Below are 18,657 nucleotides of genomic sequence, written 5' to 3'. Positions count from 1 at the left end.
CATTTACGAGAGGCTCACTTTCTTGACTGCTAATTTCTGGCTCCTCATTCCTGACTCCTCATTCCTGACACCCTTCATCCCTCATCCTTAGCGGCCTAAGGTGCCGCTGGCGAAGGTTGATCTGCTGGTGGGCTAGCAGGTACTTGACTTGGAGCAGTGGTCGGGGCGGTTGTGGGTGGCGTTGGTGGTTTACCGCTTGCCAATTGGTTAATTTGGTCTTTGTACTCAGCGGGAGCTAGGCTGATCGCGGAGTTAAACAGGGGTTTAGCGGCCTCATCCTTACCTTGCTGCTTGAAAACAAGGGCTTTAGCTAAAACTGGACGAAAATCCTTGCTGCTACTCTTAATCGCTTCGTCATAGATTGTGATCGCCTCGTCGTAGCGCTTCTGCTCTGCGTATACCTGGCCCAGTAACAACTGGACAGAGGGCACATCTACGCTACCTGGCTTCACTTGGTTGGTTTCATTGGCTGTTTTGAGAGTGTCTTGCAGTAAGCCTACGGCAGCTTCGGGCCGTTTTTGCTCAATTAGCAAACCCACCAAGCCTTGCAGCGCTATCATATCTCCCGGTTTCGCGGTCAAAATAGTGCGATAGGATTCTGCCGCACCTTCGCGATCGCCCGCGTACTGCTTCGCTTGAGCCAGCAACACCCCATAGCGGGTTTGGTCAGGATTCAGCTTGGCCAGCTTTTCTAAAGGCTCAACCACGCCTTTAATATCTTGCAGTTGTAGTCGTGCCTCCACTAAACCCCGGAGAGCGGTTTGGTTGTCTGGCTCTCGCTGCAAAACGAGTTCATACCCTTTCGCCTGAGCTTTCAATTCCTCTTGCTTCGCGGTAGGCGTGGCTTGAGCCGAGGAGGGAGTTGGCTCACCACCAGATTGCTCGGCCTTAAAAGCATCCCCTAGGAGCGGGAACAGAGAAAAGCCGACAAAGGCAACGACTGCCAGAATTAGCACAACATTAACGATCCAGCGACGCCGCTTCTCAGTCACACAACTGCCTTGAACTCTACGAACATTTTAACGGTCTCCGGGTCAGACCTCTGCTTTCAGCCAGCGTAGCCCGACCCCTAAGCTATTTACTTTAGTGCAGAGCGGTTCTCAATAGCTGGGGTTCCCACCCTGATCGCACGCATTGCTGAGTTCATTGCAGTTCAGAAATAATCTTGCTTAATCTCCACTGGCTAACTCGGTAGATAAAGCGATCGCATCAAATATTAAGCTTTAAGATTTTCTTTTATCCTAGAAAAACACCTTGACAGAATCGAACTCATACTCTACATGCTCCCTCAATCGACTTTTAGAGCAAAAGTTATGTGCAATACGTTTCTACAGACTGCGAGAATTTACGCACGGGTGGCTTAAATCACTAATTACAATTAAAGATTGCAGAAACTTTGCGGATCGGTCCGTAGAGTGATTGCATTCAGTAAAATAAGCAGACTGATGCAATCATGCCTCCTGTCTGCAAACAACATCTATGAGTTCCTCTCCCAAGCGGCCCCATAAGCCCCCTGAGTCTGTATCATCTCATCAGGCTTCGCCTGCTTCTGACCCAACCTCCAACTTGGGTTCAGACTTTGCCCATGAGCAGACTTCAAGTTCATCTCCTGCTCCCACCCCTTTACAGACTCCAGCAGATCAACTATCTGAAATGACGTCAGAATTAGCTTCAACTGTGAATGCAGCAGAACTGACTCCACCGACTACTCCTGTAGCCCTTGGGATCAAAAGTTCTGAAGACCCAGTCTCCCGTAGCGAGGGTGACGAACTATCCGAGCAGGCATCAGTTATGCGGCAACAACCCATCCCTCCCCCAAGCGAACCCAAGCAGTACCGGGCCATTGGCTTAATTCGAGGACGATACGTTGCATCGCCAGACCACTTTACTCGCGGCAATCTAGTCACCTCTGATGGCACCGCTATTGATGCTGTGTTGTTAGGTCGGGTGATGAGCTTGGTGAGAAAGCATTTAGATCTAGAGCAAGAGCACCTCTGGGTTGTGTATCCACGTACAAGGGAAAAAGAGGCAAACTTACACGCCCAAATTGTAGGAGTTTGGGAGCCAGAAAAACTAAATCAGGCTGATGAAGGCATCCCTCAACCTACTACCGAGGAACTAACCGAGGCGAGTCTCCCAGAAGGCGCGGCTTCTTCTGATCACGAAGATGGTTATTTTTCTATTCGGGGTGAAGTAATTTATCAAGCTCTCGATGAGGAGCGAATTATTGTCAAAATTAGACAGTCTCCCCGCAAAGATGCAGATGAGGAGAAAACTTTTAAGCTATTACTTCAGGGTAATTTAACGGGTAAGGCAGTTGGCCACTTCTGGGATTTAAATGCCTATCGTCAAGGCGATGTTTTAGTGATCCGTGATGGCACCTCTATTGGTCTGTTGCCTCCGCGCAAACGCCAAGCGCACGAGCGGCCCAGAGCAGGCGGTGTGGGTGGCAGAAGACCCAGAGATGGGCAGCGTCCGAGCCGTCCGAGCACTCGGCCTGTCGCTAATGCTGGAGGTAGCGCCGGAGCAGCCCCCGTCAGAAAGGCACCCTTGCCTAAGCCGGTAAAGCGGAAGGACAGTTCAGACGCACAACCTGAATAAAGTTAGTTTTTTGCAACAGTAGGTTGAAAGGGGGGACAATGTCTCCCCTTGTTTATTTGTGAGCTGATCCCAGTTAATCCAGGCTTACCTGAGAACCCCACAAATTTTGGGGCATAAAAGCACGGTCTTGCGGAATGGGAGCCACTGACTCACTGAGCAAGAATTTGCCCGCCTCAATCCATTGCTTCAGCTCGACAGCGACCTGACGCGACAAAAAGATGCTGGCCAAGGAAGCCACTCGGACAGGCTTGCCATCAATCGTAATCCGCCCCGATTTGAGTTGGGCATAGCTGATTAAGCCAAAGGTGGGACGGACTCGACGAGGAATTGAGAAATCGACGATGGGCGCGACTAAATCTTTATCCTGGACAGCACAGCGGGCAATAACTTCTTCATGCAGGACAGGCAAGGGCACGCCAACTCCTATCATGAGCGAGGGGCCGTAGTTCTTAAAGTAGCAACCTCTGACCCAGCGCGAATCCATTTGTTTGGCATCCCCAATCAAAGCTAATGTGGCCGCAGGACCGATGGGAGCCCGGTTAGGCAAGCGCTTTTGCAAAGGAAAGTGTTGTGTGCCTTCCCAAGCAATATAGCCAGTGCCACCCCCTAGAAAAATCCGAGAACCAATGCCAATCAGTTGTAAATCTGGGTCATTCAGAAGCGGTGAAATGGCTCCTGGGTTCGAATAAACTGCATTTCCTAGCCGAGGCTGCAAAGGGCCTAGATACGTAAAGAGCGGGCGATCGCCTCCATTCACCCCCACAATAAAGTTCTGGTATAGGTTGCGAGGATTGAATAAGTAAAACTGGTTGATGGTGTCACGAGTAATCGTCGTCTCAAAAGCAGCCCGTGGATAACAATCTGTGACTTGTCCTAAGGCTCTCAGTTGCACAGGTTTACCCGCAATCAAATCTTCAATGACGTGTCCTCCACCTCTTTCACGGTTTTCTTCTCCGTCGGCGGCTTCTGACATGCCAGGGTAATCGACGACTTGCGTAGCGCCTAAATAGAGGTCAACTGCGCCAAATCCTGAATAAGCCAAGACTCCATCTAGCCAGCATTGCCTAATTTTGATCGGGGGATCAGTATGGCCCAGGTTAAGGATGGCCCCGGATGACTCCATTGGCTCAAACGTACCTGTTGTGACGACATCCACGGTTTTCGCCGTTTGTGCCACACCAACTTCTGCGACTCTGGCTTTGATTTCTTCCGCTGTGCAAACCACAGCAGCTTGTCGGCTAATTTTGTCATTAATTTCAGCAATCGTTCGCATAAAAGGATTGTCTAGCCAGAATTTACCAAAACCAGGATCTACAGAGCACAACTACCGTTTAAGGTCAGCAATCAAATGAATTTGAATTTCAGGACAGCGATCGCTGCTGCCAAGCTCGCCAACCTAAAGCCATTGCCAAAGCAAAGCTGGGAAACAATACGACGAATAGTACAGTTTCAGGAGTGGCTTGCACGACTAACGTGCGTCCTACAAATCGGATGGCGATCGCGACCAATGCAGAAATCACCATTACTTTCACGACAAAGCCAAGATTAGTGCCCATACAGTTGGCTCGCTCAACAAAACATAATTGCCAAATCTGTCCTGATGCCAGATCCGCGCTTGGATTTAGTTAAACACTTTTGAGCCAATGTTGATTGGTCTTGAGAAAACTCAGCAAGGTCAAAAACAGCTTCTGTTTTGCTCCAAAGCGAGTTTATCGGGACGGATATAGGAGTCATAGACCGTAATCTCTGGCTTTAGTTTTGTAGCTTTAGCCGCTACTTCTCCTTGAGACTAAGAAATTCGCTTCAGTAATTCCTTAGGTTTATGTTGGAGACACCTAGTATTAATACGTAGGGTCAAGCGCCCATCTTTTTTATTGGCCTAGAGCTACGTAACTCCTAAAAAGCCTATCTACAGGACATTCCAAGGAATAAATTCCTTTTTCGTAGAATCTCTTTTCAAGAAAAAGTTTAATCTTCATCCGTAACTCCTCAATCAAAGCCTGTAGAAATACGCAGAGAGCCTGATAGACAGTTACGGAATCGTCACTATGCAAGATTTACGCACAGAAGTGGTCTTAAAATTGGCCCAAATTATCAACCCCCAAATTCGCGCTAGCGAAAAATTTTTGCTAGACATAGAGTTCTTGCGTCAATTACCCGATGGCACCTTAGGCCGAGAAGTTGCTCAGTTTCTCGATCAAAATGGGTTTGATCCCCTCAATTCAGGAGATTGGATTCAACGCACCCACGATATTTGGCATGTGCTCACAGGGTTATCTGCTTCAGAACATGATGAGTTCGTGCTGCAAGCGTTTGTTCGCAGTCAAGTGTTTCGGCCTTCTAGCGCGATCTTGGTCATTGCTGGTTTACTGACCCGTAAATGCAACTTGAAAGAGGTGGCCCAAAGCATCAAAACAGGTCGGTTAGCTAAACATATTGTTGAGTGGGATATTGAGTCTGACTGGGAAACCCCTCTAGAGTTGGTGCGACAGAAGCTCGGCATTGTGCCCTTAACGGCTTATTCAATGAAGTAAGCTCACAGTTGCCATAGACATAAAAACAGACGAGAAAAGCGATCGCTCCTCTGGAATTACTTTTCCAAGTGAGAACGATCGCTTTTCTAATTCAAGCTAATCAGGCACTGGGCTTCGGCAACTTAGCACAATATTTGTCATCCACCACAATAGAGTTCATGTTAGAACCCGCCTTTTTACTGGCATAAATGACAATATCTATTTTCTTACAAACGAAATTAGTTTTTTCACCGTCTACCCCTTGGACGCTCCAAGCGTAAGTTTCTGATTGGCTGATTGGCTTGGAGGCCCCATTGCAACTAGCTAAAAAGAGTGAAACGGCCAAGGAAATCAAAGCTGATTTTCTCAACATACCTTATTGCTTCTCCCCTTTAGTCAAGAACTCAGGCTTGATAGTTTAAAGCAACTTGCCTCTCCACTGCTACCCAGGGACTACGGAAGCCTCATCATTAGTTTCTAGGTTCAGAGACGAAAGATTCCTGTCACAATAGGCATGAGGGCAGGTTCATGACCTGATGAGAGCCTAAAGAAAGGAGCAACTTACATGATCACCCGTGACAAAACTCAGGACTGGTCAATGGTGATCAAACAGTTTGAAGCCGTAGTGGGTAAAAACGGTGTTGTTCGTAGACCCGAAGAGTTGCTGGTTTACGAATGTGATGGCCTCACCAGCTATCGGCAACGTCCAGCCATAGTGGTCTTACCTCGGACTACAGAAGAAGTTGCCGCCATCGTTAAGATTTGCGATCGCCAGCGCTTGCCTTTTGTTACTAGAGGCGCAGGTACAGGGTTATCGGGTGGCGCTTTACCCACCGAGAATTGTGTCCTCATCGTCACGGCGCTGATGCGAAAAATTTTGCGAGTTGACTTAGCCAATCAGCGGATTGTGGTTCAGCCCGGAGTCATCAATAGCTGGGTGACGCAAGCCGTCAGCGGTGCAGGATTTTATTATGCCCCCGATCCCTCCAGCCAAATCGTCTGTTCTGTAGGCGGCAACGTAGCTGAGAACTCTGGAGGAGTTCATTGCCTCAAATATGGTGTGACGACCAATCACGTTCTCGGTCTCAAGTTGGTCTTGCCCGATGGCTCGATTGTTGAAGTCGGTGGAGAGGTGGCCGAGACTCCCGGTTACGACTTGACGGGGCTGTTTGTAGGTTCCGAAGGTACCTTAGGCATTGCCACAGAGATTACGCTAAGAATTTTGAAACAACCAGAAGCTGTCCGGGTTTTGCTGGCAGACTTCACCAATGTCGAGGCGGCAGGTGCCGCCGTTTCTGACATTATTAGTGCTGGCATTATCCCTGGTGGTATGGAGATCATGGATAACCTCAGCATCAATGCGGTGGAGGATGTGGTGGCGACAGGTTGCTACCCTCGTGATGCAGTGGCTATTCTTTTAGTCGAAGTGGATGGTTTAGAAGTGGAAGCGGCGGCGAGTAGCCAACGAGTGGAAGCGATTTGTCGCCACAATGGAGCACGCAGCGTCACGATCGCTACTGACCCAGAACAACGCCTGAAATTGTGGAAAGGGCGTAAAGCGGCATTTGCAGCGGCGGGTAAGCTTAGCCCAGATTATTATGTTCAAGATGGCGTCATTCCCCGCACCAAGCTTCCCTTCGTCTTGCAAGAAATTGAAGCGCTCAGTCAAAAACATGGCTACAAAGTCGCCAATGTATTCCATGCTGGAGACGGAAATTTACATCCTTTGATTCTCTACGACAACTCCATCCCTGGCGAGCTGGAGCGGGTTGAAGAATTAGGCGGGGATATTCTCAAGCTTTGCGTGGAAGTGGGGGGCAGCATTTCCGGAGAGCACGGCATTGGGGCCGATAAACGCTGCTACATGCCTAATATGTTTACCCCTACCGATTTAGAAACGATGATGTGGGTGCGTGAAGTGTTTGATCCGCAACGCATCGCCAACCCGGACAAAATTTTTCCAACCCCTCGCACCTGTGGAGAGGCAGCGCGAGTAGAAACGAGCAAACAATTCTCAGGGATTGAGCTTTTCTAGCGGTAAAACAACTCGAACTGTTGTTTGTTTGCCCAGAATACTCTCGATCGCCAGTTCGCCTTGGTGTAACTCAACCAAGCGTTTAGCGATCGCTAAACCCAAGCCTGCTCCCTGCTGTTCGTAAATTTTACGCTCAAACTGCATATATCCACCTAAGTTGGCGATCTCCTCAGACGGTATTCCACGCCCTTGATCGCTAACGCTCAATACAACGGCTTGCTGGTTCTGCGTTGTCATTCCATGAGTTGTACTTAGACGTATCGGAGTTCCGGCAAGGGAAAATTTGCAAGCGTTGTCTACCAACTCTTCGACAACTTTTTTCAGTCTGAACTCTGCCATCCACACTGACAGTTCTTCTAGGTCTAACTGAAGATCCGTTTGCCGACCCGCTTGCTCTACCACCTGCATTGCAGCGCTGGCGATCGCCGCCTTAGAGCAAGGCGTTACATCCTTTTGCAACTCTTGCAAGCGGGCTGGATTGGTGGCAATTAGTTCTAGTTCGGCATACAGCAAGAACTTTTGAGTGAGTTGATATAGACGCTCCGCAGAGAGGTAAATATCTTTGGCAATTTCTAAAATCTCCCCACGTTCGATTCCCTGATACTCATCGATCAGCACTTGTGAGAGGCCCAAAATTCCATTTAAAGGAGTGTGCAGTTCGTGGGGCAGGGCTACGGTGATGTTGTTTCGGAGATCGTCTAATTGAGTTTGGGCTTGTTGCTTCAGAGCCTCTTGCTTGTTTAGCCGAGTCGCGATCGCATTGAGCAACTGCGCTGAGGTACAAGGTTTAATCAGGTAGTCATCTGCTCCCAAGTTCATACCTTGACGCAGTTCGTCTCTGCCTCCCCTAGCTGTGAGAAAAATGAAAGGGAGAGTCGCCGTGAGGCTATTCTGTCGAAGCTCCCTTAAAACACTGTATCCATCGATATCAGGCATTTGGATATCGCAAAGGACCAAATCAGGTAAATTTTCTTGGGCCAAGCGCACGCCAATTTGACCATTTTCTGCCCCAATGGCTTGGAAACCCTCCACCTCCAAAAGCTCTAAAACCGCCTCACGAAACGGTTGCTCATCTTCAATCACTAAAATCTTACGCATAGGGAGCTGATGAATGAGCGAGGGAATAACTCAACGGAAGCGTGACTGTGAATAAGGTCCCCATCCCTACCTCGCTGACAACTTGGACCGTACCACCATGAGACTCAACACACTGTTTAACAATAGATAACCCAAGTCCAGTCCCTGCGATGTTACTCACATTAGTACCACGGTGAAAGGGGCTGAAAAGCTGCGCTTGATCTGCGACTGGAATACCCATGCCATGATCTTGAATCCGCAAGATAGCCGCTTCTGGTTGATAGTATAAGTCGAAGTTTATTTTGCTTCCTGTAGGAGAATACTTGATCGCGTTTGACAGCAAGTTAATTAAAATATGCTGGAGTAACTTCGTGTCTAAGCAAGGCAGATGCGTACCAGCGGTGAATGGTTCTGGAAAATCGTGATTGTTAAAGCTAATCACACAATTAGTATTAGTACTAAATTGCAGTTCTTCAATTAGATCAAGACAAAATTGATTGAGATCTGAGGGAGTAGGGTTACAGATAAGTTTTCCGGCATCTGTTGCGCCAATGGCTAAAACATTATCTAGTAACTGACTCATACGCTTTACAGCTGCTTGAATTCGCTGTAAATAAGTTAATCTTTTCGCTTCGCTAAGTCTACTTTGATATTTTTCCAATAGCTCTGTGGAAAACAAAATTGTGCTGAGTGGATTGCGAAACTCGTGAGAAACCACAGAAACAAATCGCGATCTGAGTTCGCTAAGTTCTTTTTCTTGTTGTAAAGCCTTACGAGTTGCTGACTCTGCCCGATGCCGAGACAAGGCGATTTCAATCGTAGTAACTAGTTCTCGATCTTCAAAAGGTTTCAAAATGTAGCCAAAGGGATCTGATATTTTTGCTCTTTTAAGGGTAGTTTCGTCAGCATGAGCGGTTAAGTAAACTACGGGTATATCAAAGCGATCGCGAACAATTTCTGCGGTTTTAACTCCATCAAGATCACCTTTGAGAATAATATCCATTAGAACTAGATCCGGTTCAACCTCAGGAATTTTCTCAATCACCTGCTCTCCAGAACTAACGATCGCAGGAACGCTATATCCTGAACTCTCTAAACTTTTCTGAATATCAAAAGCGATTATTTTTTCGTCTTCAACTACTAGAATTTTGGTAGACATTTGATTTTAGTATTTTTATTTTATTGGCTTTAAGCTAATCCTAAAAACTGCCCCAGAGCTGCGATCGAGCTCAATTCTGCCTTCCAATTGCTCAGTGAGCATGCAGACTAGTTGCAAGCCTAAAGACTCCGTATGATAAAAGTCTAGCTCTTTTGGTAAACCCACTCCATTATCACTCACGACTATTTGGCATTCTCCAGCCTCAGTTGACACCAACTCAACACTGACCTCACCCTTTTGGTTTTCAGGGAAAGCATATTTCAAGGAGTTGGAAATCAACTCATTGATAATGAGACCACAAGGAATTACGGCATCAATATCGAACAAAACATCTTGAACATTAATTTTCGCCGTAATGGTTTGCGATTTAACGCCATAAGACCGAAATAAGTTAGCGACTAAACTATGCACGTATTCAGCAAAGTTAACCTTAGCCAAATCTTCAGATTGGTAAAGTTTTTCATGCAGCAAAGCCATTGCTCTGACACGGTTTTGGCTTTCCTTGAGAATTTCTAGAACATGATACTCTTTAATAGAGCCAGCCTGTAGCTTAAGCAAGCTAGAAATTACTTGTAGGTTATTTTTGACCCGATGGTGAATCTCTTTGAGTAGAACTTCTTTTTCTCGCAAAGATAGCTTTATTTGCTCTTCTGCTCGCTGACGCTCAGTGATTTCCGTTAACAGTTGCTCATTAACTGCTTGCAAAGCATTAGTCCGCTTCTGAACTTTTAGCTCCAAAGCTTCATTTAATAGCTGTAGATCTACTTCTGCTTGTTTGTGAGCTGTAATATCTGTGGCTACTCCTAGCACTTGGTAAGCTTTGCCATCCGGTGACAACAATGGCTTCTTAATAGTTTGGAACCAAAAAGTTCGTCCGTTAGCATCAGTTACTGTTTCTTCTGGGATAACTTTATCCTGCATGCGAAGAATCACTTCTCGATCAGCTTGCAGAAATTGCGCTACCTCTGTTGAGTTCGGGTTAAAGTCAGCGTCGGTTTTGCCCAGCAGATCTTCTACGTTAGTACCATACATATTGGCTAATGTTTGATTAACCAGCGTAAATCGTCCTTGCCAGTCCTTGACGAAAATCAAGTTAGGCACCGTATCAATCACATGGCAAAGAAATTCTTTTTGCGCTTTTAAGGCGGCTTCTGCCTGCTTGCGATCGGTAATGTCTCGTACAATGACTAGAACCTCATCCTCTCCGCTCACGGCAATCCGAGCTTCTTCTGTAAATGTTTCTCCTTCTAAGCACAACTCAAATTCATAAACTTGAGTCATCCCTGTTTGCAAAGCTCGCTCAACATAAAACATCCGCTCTTGAGCGATCGCAGGTGGCATGACTTCATAAACATTTTTCTTCTGCCAACCTGTACTCGATACAACGGTTTTGAAATTTTTAGCAGGCAGAAAGTCGAGGTAGTCTCCAGCACTATTCATGCGAATCATCAAGTCTGGAATTGCTGCTAGCAAAGCTCGCGTTGTAGCCTCACTTTTACGTAATGCGGCTTCTGCTCGAATGCGATCGCTGATGTCACGGACAATCACCAGCATTTTTTGATCAAGAAAAGGCAGAATTCTCGCCTCGAAATGTCTATGGGTATCTTGCCAGGGCAGAGAATACTCGACTGCAACTAAAGTGCGAGTAACTACTACCCGATCAATCGCAGCTTGTACTTCCTTGGTGACAGAAGCGGGCAAAACATCTCGCATTCTTTTGCCAAGAAATTCTTTTGGCGGCACATACAAGTCATCATGATCGTTCGCGTGGTAATCCAGAATGGTGCCATCGACATCAACTTGAAAGTAGAGGTCAGGAAAGGCTTGAAAAATTGTTTTTAGCTCAAAAGTTCTACGAGACAACTGAACTTCTGTGCGACGATGATGGACAATTTCAGCAATCAGTTCATCACTGGCCTGTCTTAGCGCTGCGGTTCGCTCCTCAAATTGATTTTCTAGTTCTGCCCTAGCAATCTGTAACGCGGTTTCTAGAGGTTGAGGCGCTCCTTGAGTAGGCCGCGGTTGTCCATCTCGTACCTGGGCCATGACGGTTGCCCATTTCTGCTCTAGACATTGGTTTTCTTGCGGGTAGGACAGCAGAGCTAAGCAGAGACGCTCCAGGGTAGCCACTCCTATAATCTGCTCTCGCTCATCTGTGATCACCAAATATTGAGTCTGCGGTTGTGGCAATAAAGCCCCTACAGTGGTCCAAGCGGTGGCTTCTGCTTCCTGAAGTACCAGCGGTGGCTCGCCCATGACTTCGGCGACACAAAGTCCTGGCAGACTCATATCACTCACCATCAAACACAGGATCTGCTGAGCAGTCACAAGTCCAACCAGTCGGCCTGATTCCATGACTAGGGCGCAAGGCTCAGGTAAGGCAGGGCTAGACAGCAAGCGATCGCTCACACTCATCAACCTTGCCACCTCCAACACCGGAGTTTGAGGCGTCACCCTCAGAGGACAGCGATCGATTACAAGCTCTAGAGGATTGACGGGGAGGGCTTGGGGGTTGAGCGGCATAATCAATCCGTCACTGGGTAACTGTTGCAGCAGTAAAAATTTACAGTCTCTTCAGCATGCGCTTCTTAGTGCTGAGACTCGGCATAAGTCTTCAAGGATGCTGCTTCTCTTTATTGTGGCCCGTGACAACTCTGCGATTCATGGGATTTTATACGGAGGTTTCTCAGGGGAAGATCCAAAACTTAAGTAACTCACCCTAGGATGCCAATCTCTCTAAGTTGCACACAAGCGAGCAAAACTCTTGGTAAATTAAGCCAATAGGTCTCTGAATCCAGAGCAGCACGTCTCCTAGGAGCAGCGCTGTCACCTTAAGTTGCAGCATTTAAGAAGTAGTAGAAAAGTGGATGGCAGCAATTCCTACGGAAGATTATGCAAATGCACCTCGTCTCGATGCTCCGATCGAGGAACTCACTTCTATTGTGGGAGCAGAAAACATCCGCTCTTATGGAGAACTGTCTGAACCATGGCAGCAAGCGATCGCCCAAGCCGTCGCTCCCGGAACGCAGATTAGCGGTGTGGTTTATCCCGGCACTTCAGCAGAGCTAGCCGAAGTTGTGCGTCAAGCTGCTGAACACCAATGGGGCATTTTACCTTGTGGGAACGGCAGCAAGCTCGGCTGGGGAGGACTGGGGTCAGACATTACCTTGGTGGTCAGCACTCAACGGCTCAGCAAAGTGATCGAGCATGCAGTGGGAGATCTAACCGTTACCGCTGAAGCGGGCACGAAGTTCGCTGACCTACAAGCCCTCCTAGCCAAGGCAGGCCAGTTTCTAGCCCTTGATCCGGCTTATCCGGAAACAGCAACGTTGGGGGGTATCGTCGCCACTAGTGATGCTGGTTCACTGCGGCAACGCTACGGTGGTGTGCGAGATATGCTGCTGGGTCTTTCTTTGGTGCGGGCTGATGGAGCGATCGCCAAAGCTGGTGGGCGCGTGGTGAAAAATGTGGCAGGATATGACCTGATGAAGCTGATCAGCGGCTCCTATGGTACTTTGGGCATCCTCACCCAAGTCACGTTCCGCCTGTATCCCTTGCAGACAAATTCGGGAACGGTGATTTTGACCGGAGAGGCAGAGGCGATCGCTCAGGCCATCCAAACCCTCCTCCATTCCGCCTTAACTCCCACTGCCCTGGATGTTCTCTCCACTGCTACGGTCACCAATCTGCAAATTGGCAAAGGCATGGGCTTGGTGGCGCGTTTCCAGAGCATGGCCAGCAGTGTCAAAGCTCAAATAGATCGGGTACTAGAACTGGGGCAAACGTTGAGTTTATCCAGTCACTTATATGCCGATACTGATGAACAACAGCTTTGGCAGCGCTTGGCAGCATCCACGTCCGCAGATTCCTCAGAACCCATTGTTTGCAAAATTGGGGTCAAACCTGCCGAGGCGATCGCGGTCTTAGCACAAACCGAGGCCATCACCTCCCAGACAGCCGCAGGGCTAATTCATGCCAGCAGCGGGCTAGGGAAGTTGTATTTGGACAGCCAAGCCACCTCTCCCGCTACCTTGCTAGAACTACGGACCTTGTATCAAGCTCACGGGGGTTTCCTTTCAGTGCTGCAAGCGCCTATCGCCGTCAAGCAGGAGTTCGAGGTTTGGGGCTACGCTGGTAATGGGCTTGATCTCATGCGGCGGCTGAAACATCAGTTTGACCCCAAAAATCTTTTAAGCCCCCATCGTTTTGTCGGCGGTATCTAGTGAGCATGCAAACTTCAGACTCTCTTGTTCCTCAGTCAAACCATTCATCCAGCGCCCCCCCCAGCAACCAAAGGCCTGCCACTCTAGCCGACTTTCAGGGCTTTGATGAGCATCATCCGCCTGATCCCAAACTGATTGACGCTTGCGTACATTGTGGTTTCTGCTTGACCACTTGCCCTAGTTATCGAGTTTTGGGAACAGAAATGGACTCGCCCAGAGGCCGTATCTATCTAATGGATGCGATCGAGGAGGGCAAAGCACCATTATCTGAAGCTTCGGTGCAGCACTTTGATACTTGCTTGGGTTGCCTTGCTTGCACCACAGCCTGTCCCTCGGGCGTGCAGTACGACAAACTGATCGCGGCGATGCGGCCCCAAATTGAGCGTAACTATTCGCGATCGCTACCTGACCGCTTACTGCGACACTTGATTTTCTCGCTATTCCCTTACCCAGAACGCCTGCGGTTACTGCTAGGCCCCTTGGGAATCTACCAAAAATCTGGGCTACAAAAACTCGTGCGCTCCTTAGGCTGGCTGAAACAGATCTCGCCTCAACTGGCGGCAATGGAGTCGTTGCTGCCCCAAGTTTCCCTCAAGTCATTTCAGAACTCGATCCCGACTTTGATTCCCGCTCAAGGACAACAGCGCTACCGAGTCGGCATGATTCTCGGCTGTGTCCAGCGTTTGTTCTTCCCCGATGTCAACGAAGCCACGGTGCGAGTGCTCACAGCCAATGGGTGCGAAGTTGTCGTGCCCCCCACGCAAGGTTGTTGCTCCGCGCTTCCTGCTCACCAAGGTCAAGAACAGCAAGCTCAAGCGATCGCTCGGCAAATGATCGATAGCTTCGAGGGCACGAATGTTGATTTCATCATTATTAACGCAGCAGGCTGCGGCCATACCTTGAAGGAATACGGTCACATTTTGCAAGATGACCCGCTTTACCGCGAGAAAGCCAAAGCTTTTGCTAGCAAAGTTAGAGATGTGCAGGAGTTTCTCGTCACGGTTGGCTTAACAGCTACACTTTCTCCGTTGCAGGAGCAACCTCTAACCTTGGTTTACCACGATGCTTGCCATCTCTTGCATGGGCAAAAAATCAGCGTGCCGCCGCGCCAACTTTTACAACAAATTCCTGGAGTGCAGTTGCGCGAGCCTATTGATGGAGCTCTATGTTGTGGCAGCGCTGGAGTCTACAACATGCTGCAACCTGAAGTGGCTGCCGAACTCGGTCAGCAGAAAGCTCAAAACTTGCTCGCTACAGGCGCACAAATGATCGCCTCACCCAATCCTGGCTGTAGCTTACAAATCAAGAAGCATATGCCAGATGCGGGTAAGGACTTAGCGATCATGCACCCGATTGAACTACTCGATTACTCAATTCGAGGTGTGCAGCTTTAGCTGCCTAGCTCCTTGGCGCGATCGCAGGCTTTGGTCACAGCTTGAATCAAAGCCGAGCGAAATCCTGCTTGCTCCAATTGAGCAATCCCAGCGATCGTTGTGCCTCCTGGACTGGTGACACGATCCTTCAGCTCTGCTGGATGCATTCCCGATTCATGTAGAAGCTGCGCTGTACCTAAGACCGTTTGCAAAGCTAACTTCGCTGCAATCGCCCGTGGTAATCCTGCCGCTACCCCACCGTCAGTCAGGGCTTCTATCGCAATCGCCACGTAACCGGGTCCAGAACCAGAGAGCCCCGTTACCGCATCGATCAAATTTTCTGGCACCTCTACCACTTCGCCCACAGACCCAAAAATAGTTCGAGCTTGTTCTAAGTGAACAGGCTGAGCTAATTTCCCAGGGGCGATCGCGGTCATTCCCGCTCCCACAGTGGCAGGTGTATTAGGCATGGCGCGCACGACTGGGCATGCAGGGAAAGCAGCTTCTAACTTGTGCAGCGGCACCCCCGCCAAGATAGAAAGCACAATCGGGAGGCGATCGCGTCCTGTCAGTTTGGGAGCTAGCTTAACCGCAACAGCATCAAACACCTGCGGTTTAACCGCCAGCAACACAATTTCAGTTGCCTCGAAAGCGACTTCATTCTCTGAAGTCACAGCAACACCATATTGTTGTGCCAAAAAATCACGTCGCGGTGGGTGTGGCTCACTGACAATGACTTCTGAAGGCTGATAAATTTTTTGAGCGACGAGGCGGGATAACAGAGCTTCCCCCATTACCCCGCCGCCAATTAAACCAAATTTTGCAGACAACCTGTTTGCTGTCTCCTATATAAATTAGTGCGATTTAACAGGAGTCTCTGTGCCAAATCTTTTATGAGTGATATCGAAACTTCGATCCACTCACAGACTTGGCTTGATTGATAGACAACAAAGCGAACATAAGCTGTAGCTAGTGAGCTACTAAGCCATGCGAGCTTGCTCAGCAGTCCAAGCGGGCGTAGGAGCAGCAGGACGGCTGGGGCGCGCTTGAGGCTGAGGCGCTTCTTGAACCACACCTGCTTGAGTCGTAACTTGCACGCAGTTGGGGGTGAAGAGGAAAATGCTTTCGCCAATCCGCTCTTGATGACCATCGATCGCGTAGGTACCACCTGCCACAAAATCAACGGCTCGTTGAGCTTGGTCGGGGTCCATGATCGTCAGGTTCAAAACCACTGACTTCCGTTCGCGCAAGGCTTGGATGGCTTGAGGCATTTCCTCAAAAGAACGAGGCTCCATTACCACCACTTCAGAGAGGCCATTGATGGCTCCCGGCATGCCAATTACGTTATTCATGGTTGAACCAATTCCTGTTTCAGTGGACATTGATACGCGCTCACGAATGCGACGGCGATTCCGGGCATCTTCCTCTGGCGCGGGTTGGGGGTTCTCTTCTCGATAGAGATTTTGATATTCTTCCCCATCCGTCTCGTCATACTCATACTCATAATCGACGGGATCGTTAAAACCAACAAAATCCCGTAACTTCGTGAAAATATTGTTCACGGTTCACGCTCCATCACAACAATAGTTACCTTCAGTAAACAACTTCATTAATAAGGAGGAAACAACGCTAGTAGACCTAAATTGACTTAAGCCCTTGAAAAGCGTGCCTCCTAGTTGAAGCTTACGGTCGGACTTTAATAAAAAATTAAGAGCCCAATCCATAATGAAGCTTGCGAACACCCTGGCTGACTTTCCTGAATTGACTCCACAGTATACATCGATTTCTTACTTGTAATCTCAGAAAAAGCCAGAAGTGCAGTGTTGATTTACAGGCGCAAGAGCGTGGTGGCAATTAACACAACACAACAGAAGCCAGACTTCATGGAGGGATTGCAAGCTCTTGTTACTAATACTGCCTAATAAATAAAGCATGCACATACTACCTGGGTCTAGGAATTTAGGCAAGAGGTTAGATACCCCGTTCTCCAAATAAAATTGTGCCCAAGCGGATCATTGTCGCCCCTGCTTGCACAGCCAGCCGATAGTCATTGGACATACCCATTGAAAGCTGAGCCATCTGGATATTAGCCCAACTCTGCTGCCGAATTTTCTCTGCTAATTCTTGCGTCTGCTGAAACACGGTTAAGGTGTCCGATTCGCTCAGCCCTAGCGGTGGAATTGTCATCAATCCTTGAATTTTCAGGTTGTGGTAGAGATCGAGTTGTGGCAAGTCGGACCACAGCTCATCTACTGTCCAACCCGTTTTGTTGGGATCAGGCAAAAGTTTGACTTGCAAACAAACTTGCGGCTTCACTAGCAACGGCTCGGCCAAGCGATCGAGACGTTGGGCTAATTTCAAGCAATCTACCGAATGAATCCATTGAAATAGCTCCAAAGCTTTTTGGGCTTTGTTACTTTGCAAGCGTCCAATCAAGTGCCAGGTGATATCCGGCAAATCTTGCAGTTCAGCTTGCTTAGCTTCGGCTTCTTGAATTCGACTCTCGCCAAAATCTCGCACACCTGCCGCGTAAGCAACTCGCATTGCTGCCACTGGCACCTGCTTAGTCACAGCAATCAACTTTACCGCAGGAGGTAAGCCCTGCTGAATGGTGGCAATGCGATCGCGATAGATGCTTGGGTGGGATAAAGTCATTGCGTCGAAGATAAAGGCGACAGCGCGATGGGAGCCTTATTGGAAAGTTTGTTTGTAGATGGCCTGTAGCTGCTCTTGCTCTTTAGCCTGCCCTGCCCGCCGTAGCAGCCGCAGCCGATTCTCGACTAAGATCCGGGCATCTGTTCGACCAATAGGTTCAAACTTTAAGCCATTGGGTCCACTATGCACCATAAAAAAGAGCCGTTGAGCATACAAAGTCGCAAACAGTTCTTGGGTTTCCTCAACAAGACAAATCCTGAAGAGTAAACCAAAGGTGGGGTGATTCAGATAAGTTTCAGTACTCATTCAGCTTCAAGCTGGCAGCAATAGCTAGGTCAAAATTAAGGTGTAAATTACAAGCCAAATTTGGTAGTTGCGATCGCCAACAATATTATTAAATCGTGGAGTCTGTTTCAGTATCGCTCTAAGCGTGACTCATTAGTTCAAATTAGTCCAATAGAATTCCATAGAATCCTATGCAAGATTTAAGGCAATTCACTATCTAGTCGCGGCAAAAAGCAATTGCCGTCGCGATCGCATAATCACCATCATGACTCAGGCTTACTTGCCAATGATAATCTCCCCACGTAGACACCGCGATCGCCGCGGCTCCATAGAGACAAACTTTTGGCTGTCCACTGGGCTGCCGTTGAACTTCAATATCGGTGTAGCGCAGACCTCGCCAGCCAGTACCTAAGGCTTTCGCAACAGCCTCCTTGGCAGCCCAGCGTCCTGCTAAACGACTTGCTGAAACATCGGTTTGCTTGTCGCGAAGACCAACCGGAACAGGGACTTGAATCAAAGCCCCAGCGTCCTGCTGCTCGGCGGGCGTGTAAACTCGTTGCAGAAACCGCTCCCCAAAACGGTCCAGTGCCGCTTGAATGCGAGGAATGTAGACAATATCTGTCCCAAGGCGAATATTCAAGCCAACCTATCTTTAACGACCAGATTTCATCACTTTAGGAGAAACTGTGGCTTTTTGCTACCGAAAATTGGGCTGCTATTGGTTAGCAGAGTTTTG

At 48.5% G+C, this 18,657-nt stretch carries 17 protein-coding genes; 5 read left to right on the top strand and 12 right to left on the bottom strand.

Annotated elements, in window-relative coordinates; translation table 11 throughout:
• Window positions 1-95: 95 nt before the first annotated feature.
• Window positions 96-992, bottom strand: coding sequence for a tetratricopeptide repeat protein (locus H6F72_RS03425; RefSeq protein WP_190431784.1), 897 nt, complete (start codon window positions 990-992; stop codon window positions 96-98).
• Between the two features lie 487 nt (window positions 993-1,479).
• Here H6F72_RS03425 and H6F72_RS03420 point away from each other — a divergent pair, with 487 nt between their 5' ends.
• Window positions 1,480-2,601 carry a hypothetical protein gene (locus H6F72_RS03420; protein WP_190431782.1) on the top strand — a complete coding sequence of 374 codons (1,122 nt, stop codon included), beginning with the start codon at window positions 1,480-1,482 and terminating at the stop codon, window positions 2,599-2,601.
• 73 nt (window positions 2,602-2,674) lie between these two features.
• Here the strand turns inward: H6F72_RS03420 and H6F72_RS03415 are convergent, their stop codons facing one another.
• Entirely contained in the window at window positions 2,675-3,874 is a 1,200-nt protein-coding gene (locus H6F72_RS03415) for a homocysteine biosynthesis protein (protein ID WP_190431780.1), read from the bottom strand.
• A gap of 88 nt (window positions 3,875-3,962) precedes the next feature.
• Complete coding sequence (locus tag H6F72_RS03410) at window positions 3,963-4,157, bottom strand: hypothetical protein (RefSeq protein ID WP_190431778.1); 195 nt, start codon at window positions 4,155-4,157, stop codon at window positions 3,963-3,965.
• A 492-nt stretch (window positions 4,158-4,649) separates the two neighbouring features.
• Between H6F72_RS03410 and H6F72_RS03405 the strand changes: the two genes are divergently transcribed.
• The gene (locus H6F72_RS03405) at window positions 4,650-5,135 is read left to right on the top strand and encodes a Coq4 family protein (protein ID WP_190431776.1); all 486 of its coding nucleotides are present in this window, start codon (window positions 4,650-4,652) and stop codon (window positions 5,133-5,135) included.
• A 100-nt stretch (window positions 5,136-5,235) separates the two neighbouring features.
• Here H6F72_RS03405 and H6F72_RS03400 read toward each other — a convergent pair whose 3' ends face one another.
• Complete coding sequence (locus H6F72_RS03400; RefSeq protein ID WP_190431775.1) at window positions 5,236-5,487, bottom strand: hypothetical protein; 252 nt, start codon at window positions 5,485-5,487, stop codon at window positions 5,236-5,238.
• Window positions 5,488-5,679: 192 nt separating this feature from the next.
• Between H6F72_RS03400 and glcD the strand changes: the two genes are divergently transcribed.
• Window positions 5,680-7,149, top strand: a complete 1,470-nt coding sequence (glcD, locus tag H6F72_RS03395) for a glycolate oxidase subunit GlcD (protein ID WP_190431773.1) — start codon at window positions 5,680-5,682, stop codon at window positions 7,147-7,149.
• Here glcD and H6F72_RS03390 read toward each other — a convergent pair.
• Genes H6F72_RS03390 through H6F72_RS03380 form a run of 3 tightly spaced genes read right to left on the bottom strand, consistent with a single transcriptional unit; the run spans window position 7,129 to window position 11,908 of the window.
• The gene (locus H6F72_RS03390) at window positions 7,129-8,247 is read right to left on the bottom strand and encodes a response regulator (protein ID WP_190431771.1); all 1,119 of its coding nucleotides are present in this window, start codon (window positions 8,245-8,247) and stop codon (window positions 7,129-7,131) included. The two genes, glcD and H6F72_RS03390, sit on opposite strands and share 21 nt — an antisense overlap.
• Window positions 8,240-9,385 (bottom strand): ATP-binding protein, encoded by a 1,146-nt coding sequence (locus H6F72_RS03385; protein ID WP_190431769.1) that lies wholly within the window; start codon window positions 9,383-9,385, stop codon window positions 8,240-8,242. Before H6F72_RS03385 ends, H6F72_RS03390 begins: the two co-directional genes overlap by 8 nt.
• 15 nt (window positions 9,386-9,400) lie before the next feature.
• Window positions 9,401-11,908, bottom strand: a complete 2,508-nt coding sequence (locus H6F72_RS03380; protein WP_190431767.1) for a PAS domain-containing protein — start codon at window positions 11,906-11,908, stop codon at window positions 9,401-9,403.
• Window positions 11,909-12,252: 344 nt separating this feature from the next.
• On the opposite strand from H6F72_RS03380, the gene H6F72_RS03375 reads away from it, so the two are divergent.
• Entirely contained in the window at window positions 12,253-13,608 is a 1,356-nt protein-coding gene (locus H6F72_RS03375) for an FAD-binding oxidoreductase (RefSeq protein ID WP_190431765.1), read from the top strand.
• A 5-nt stretch (window positions 13,609-13,613) separates the two neighbouring features.
• On the top strand, window positions 13,614-15,002 hold the full coding sequence (locus H6F72_RS03370; protein ID WP_190431764.1) for a (Fe-S)-binding protein: 1,389 nt from the start codon (window positions 13,614-13,616) through the stop codon (window positions 15,000-15,002).
• On the opposite strand, the gene proC is transcribed toward H6F72_RS03370, so the two are convergent.
• The 5 genes from proC to acpS all read right to left on the bottom strand — a co-directional run bounded on the left by proC (window position 14,999) and on the right by acpS (window position 18,561).
• Complete coding sequence (gene proC, locus H6F72_RS03365) at window positions 14,999-15,811, bottom strand: pyrroline-5-carboxylate reductase (protein WP_190431763.1); 813 nt, start codon at window positions 15,809-15,811, stop codon at window positions 14,999-15,001. The genes H6F72_RS03370 and proC overlap by 4 nt on opposite strands.
• Window positions 15,812-15,961: 150 nt before the next feature.
• A complete protein-coding gene (locus tag H6F72_RS03360; RefSeq protein WP_190431762.1) occupies window positions 15,962-16,543 on the bottom strand; it encodes a cell division protein SepF in 582 nt (193 codons plus the stop codon).
• A gap of 409 nt (window positions 16,544-16,952) precedes the next feature.
• A complete protein-coding gene (locus H6F72_RS03355; RefSeq protein ID WP_190431761.1) occupies window positions 16,953-17,636 on the bottom strand; it encodes a YggS family pyridoxal phosphate-dependent enzyme in 684 nt (227 codons plus the stop codon).
• A gap of 36 nt (window positions 17,637-17,672) precedes the next feature.
• Complete coding sequence (pipX, locus tag H6F72_RS03350; protein WP_190431760.1) at window positions 17,673-17,942, bottom strand: transcriptional coactivator PipX; 270 nt, start codon at window positions 17,940-17,942, stop codon at window positions 17,673-17,675.
• 196 nt (window positions 17,943-18,138) lie between these two features.
• The gene (acpS, locus tag H6F72_RS03345) at window positions 18,139-18,561 is read right to left on the bottom strand and encodes a holo-ACP synthase (protein WP_190431759.1); all 423 of its coding nucleotides are present in this window, start codon (window positions 18,559-18,561) and stop codon (window positions 18,139-18,141) included.
• Window positions 18,562-18,657: the final 96 nt, after the last annotated feature.

Source organism: Trichocoleus sp. FACHB-46, assembly GCF_014695385.1.
Classification (GTDB): domain Bacteria; phylum Cyanobacteriota; class Cyanobacteriia; order FACHB-46; family FACHB-46; genus Trichocoleus.
The sequence above is the reverse complement of the archived record's forward strand: the minus strand, read 5'-3'. Positions and strand labels throughout refer to the sequence as shown.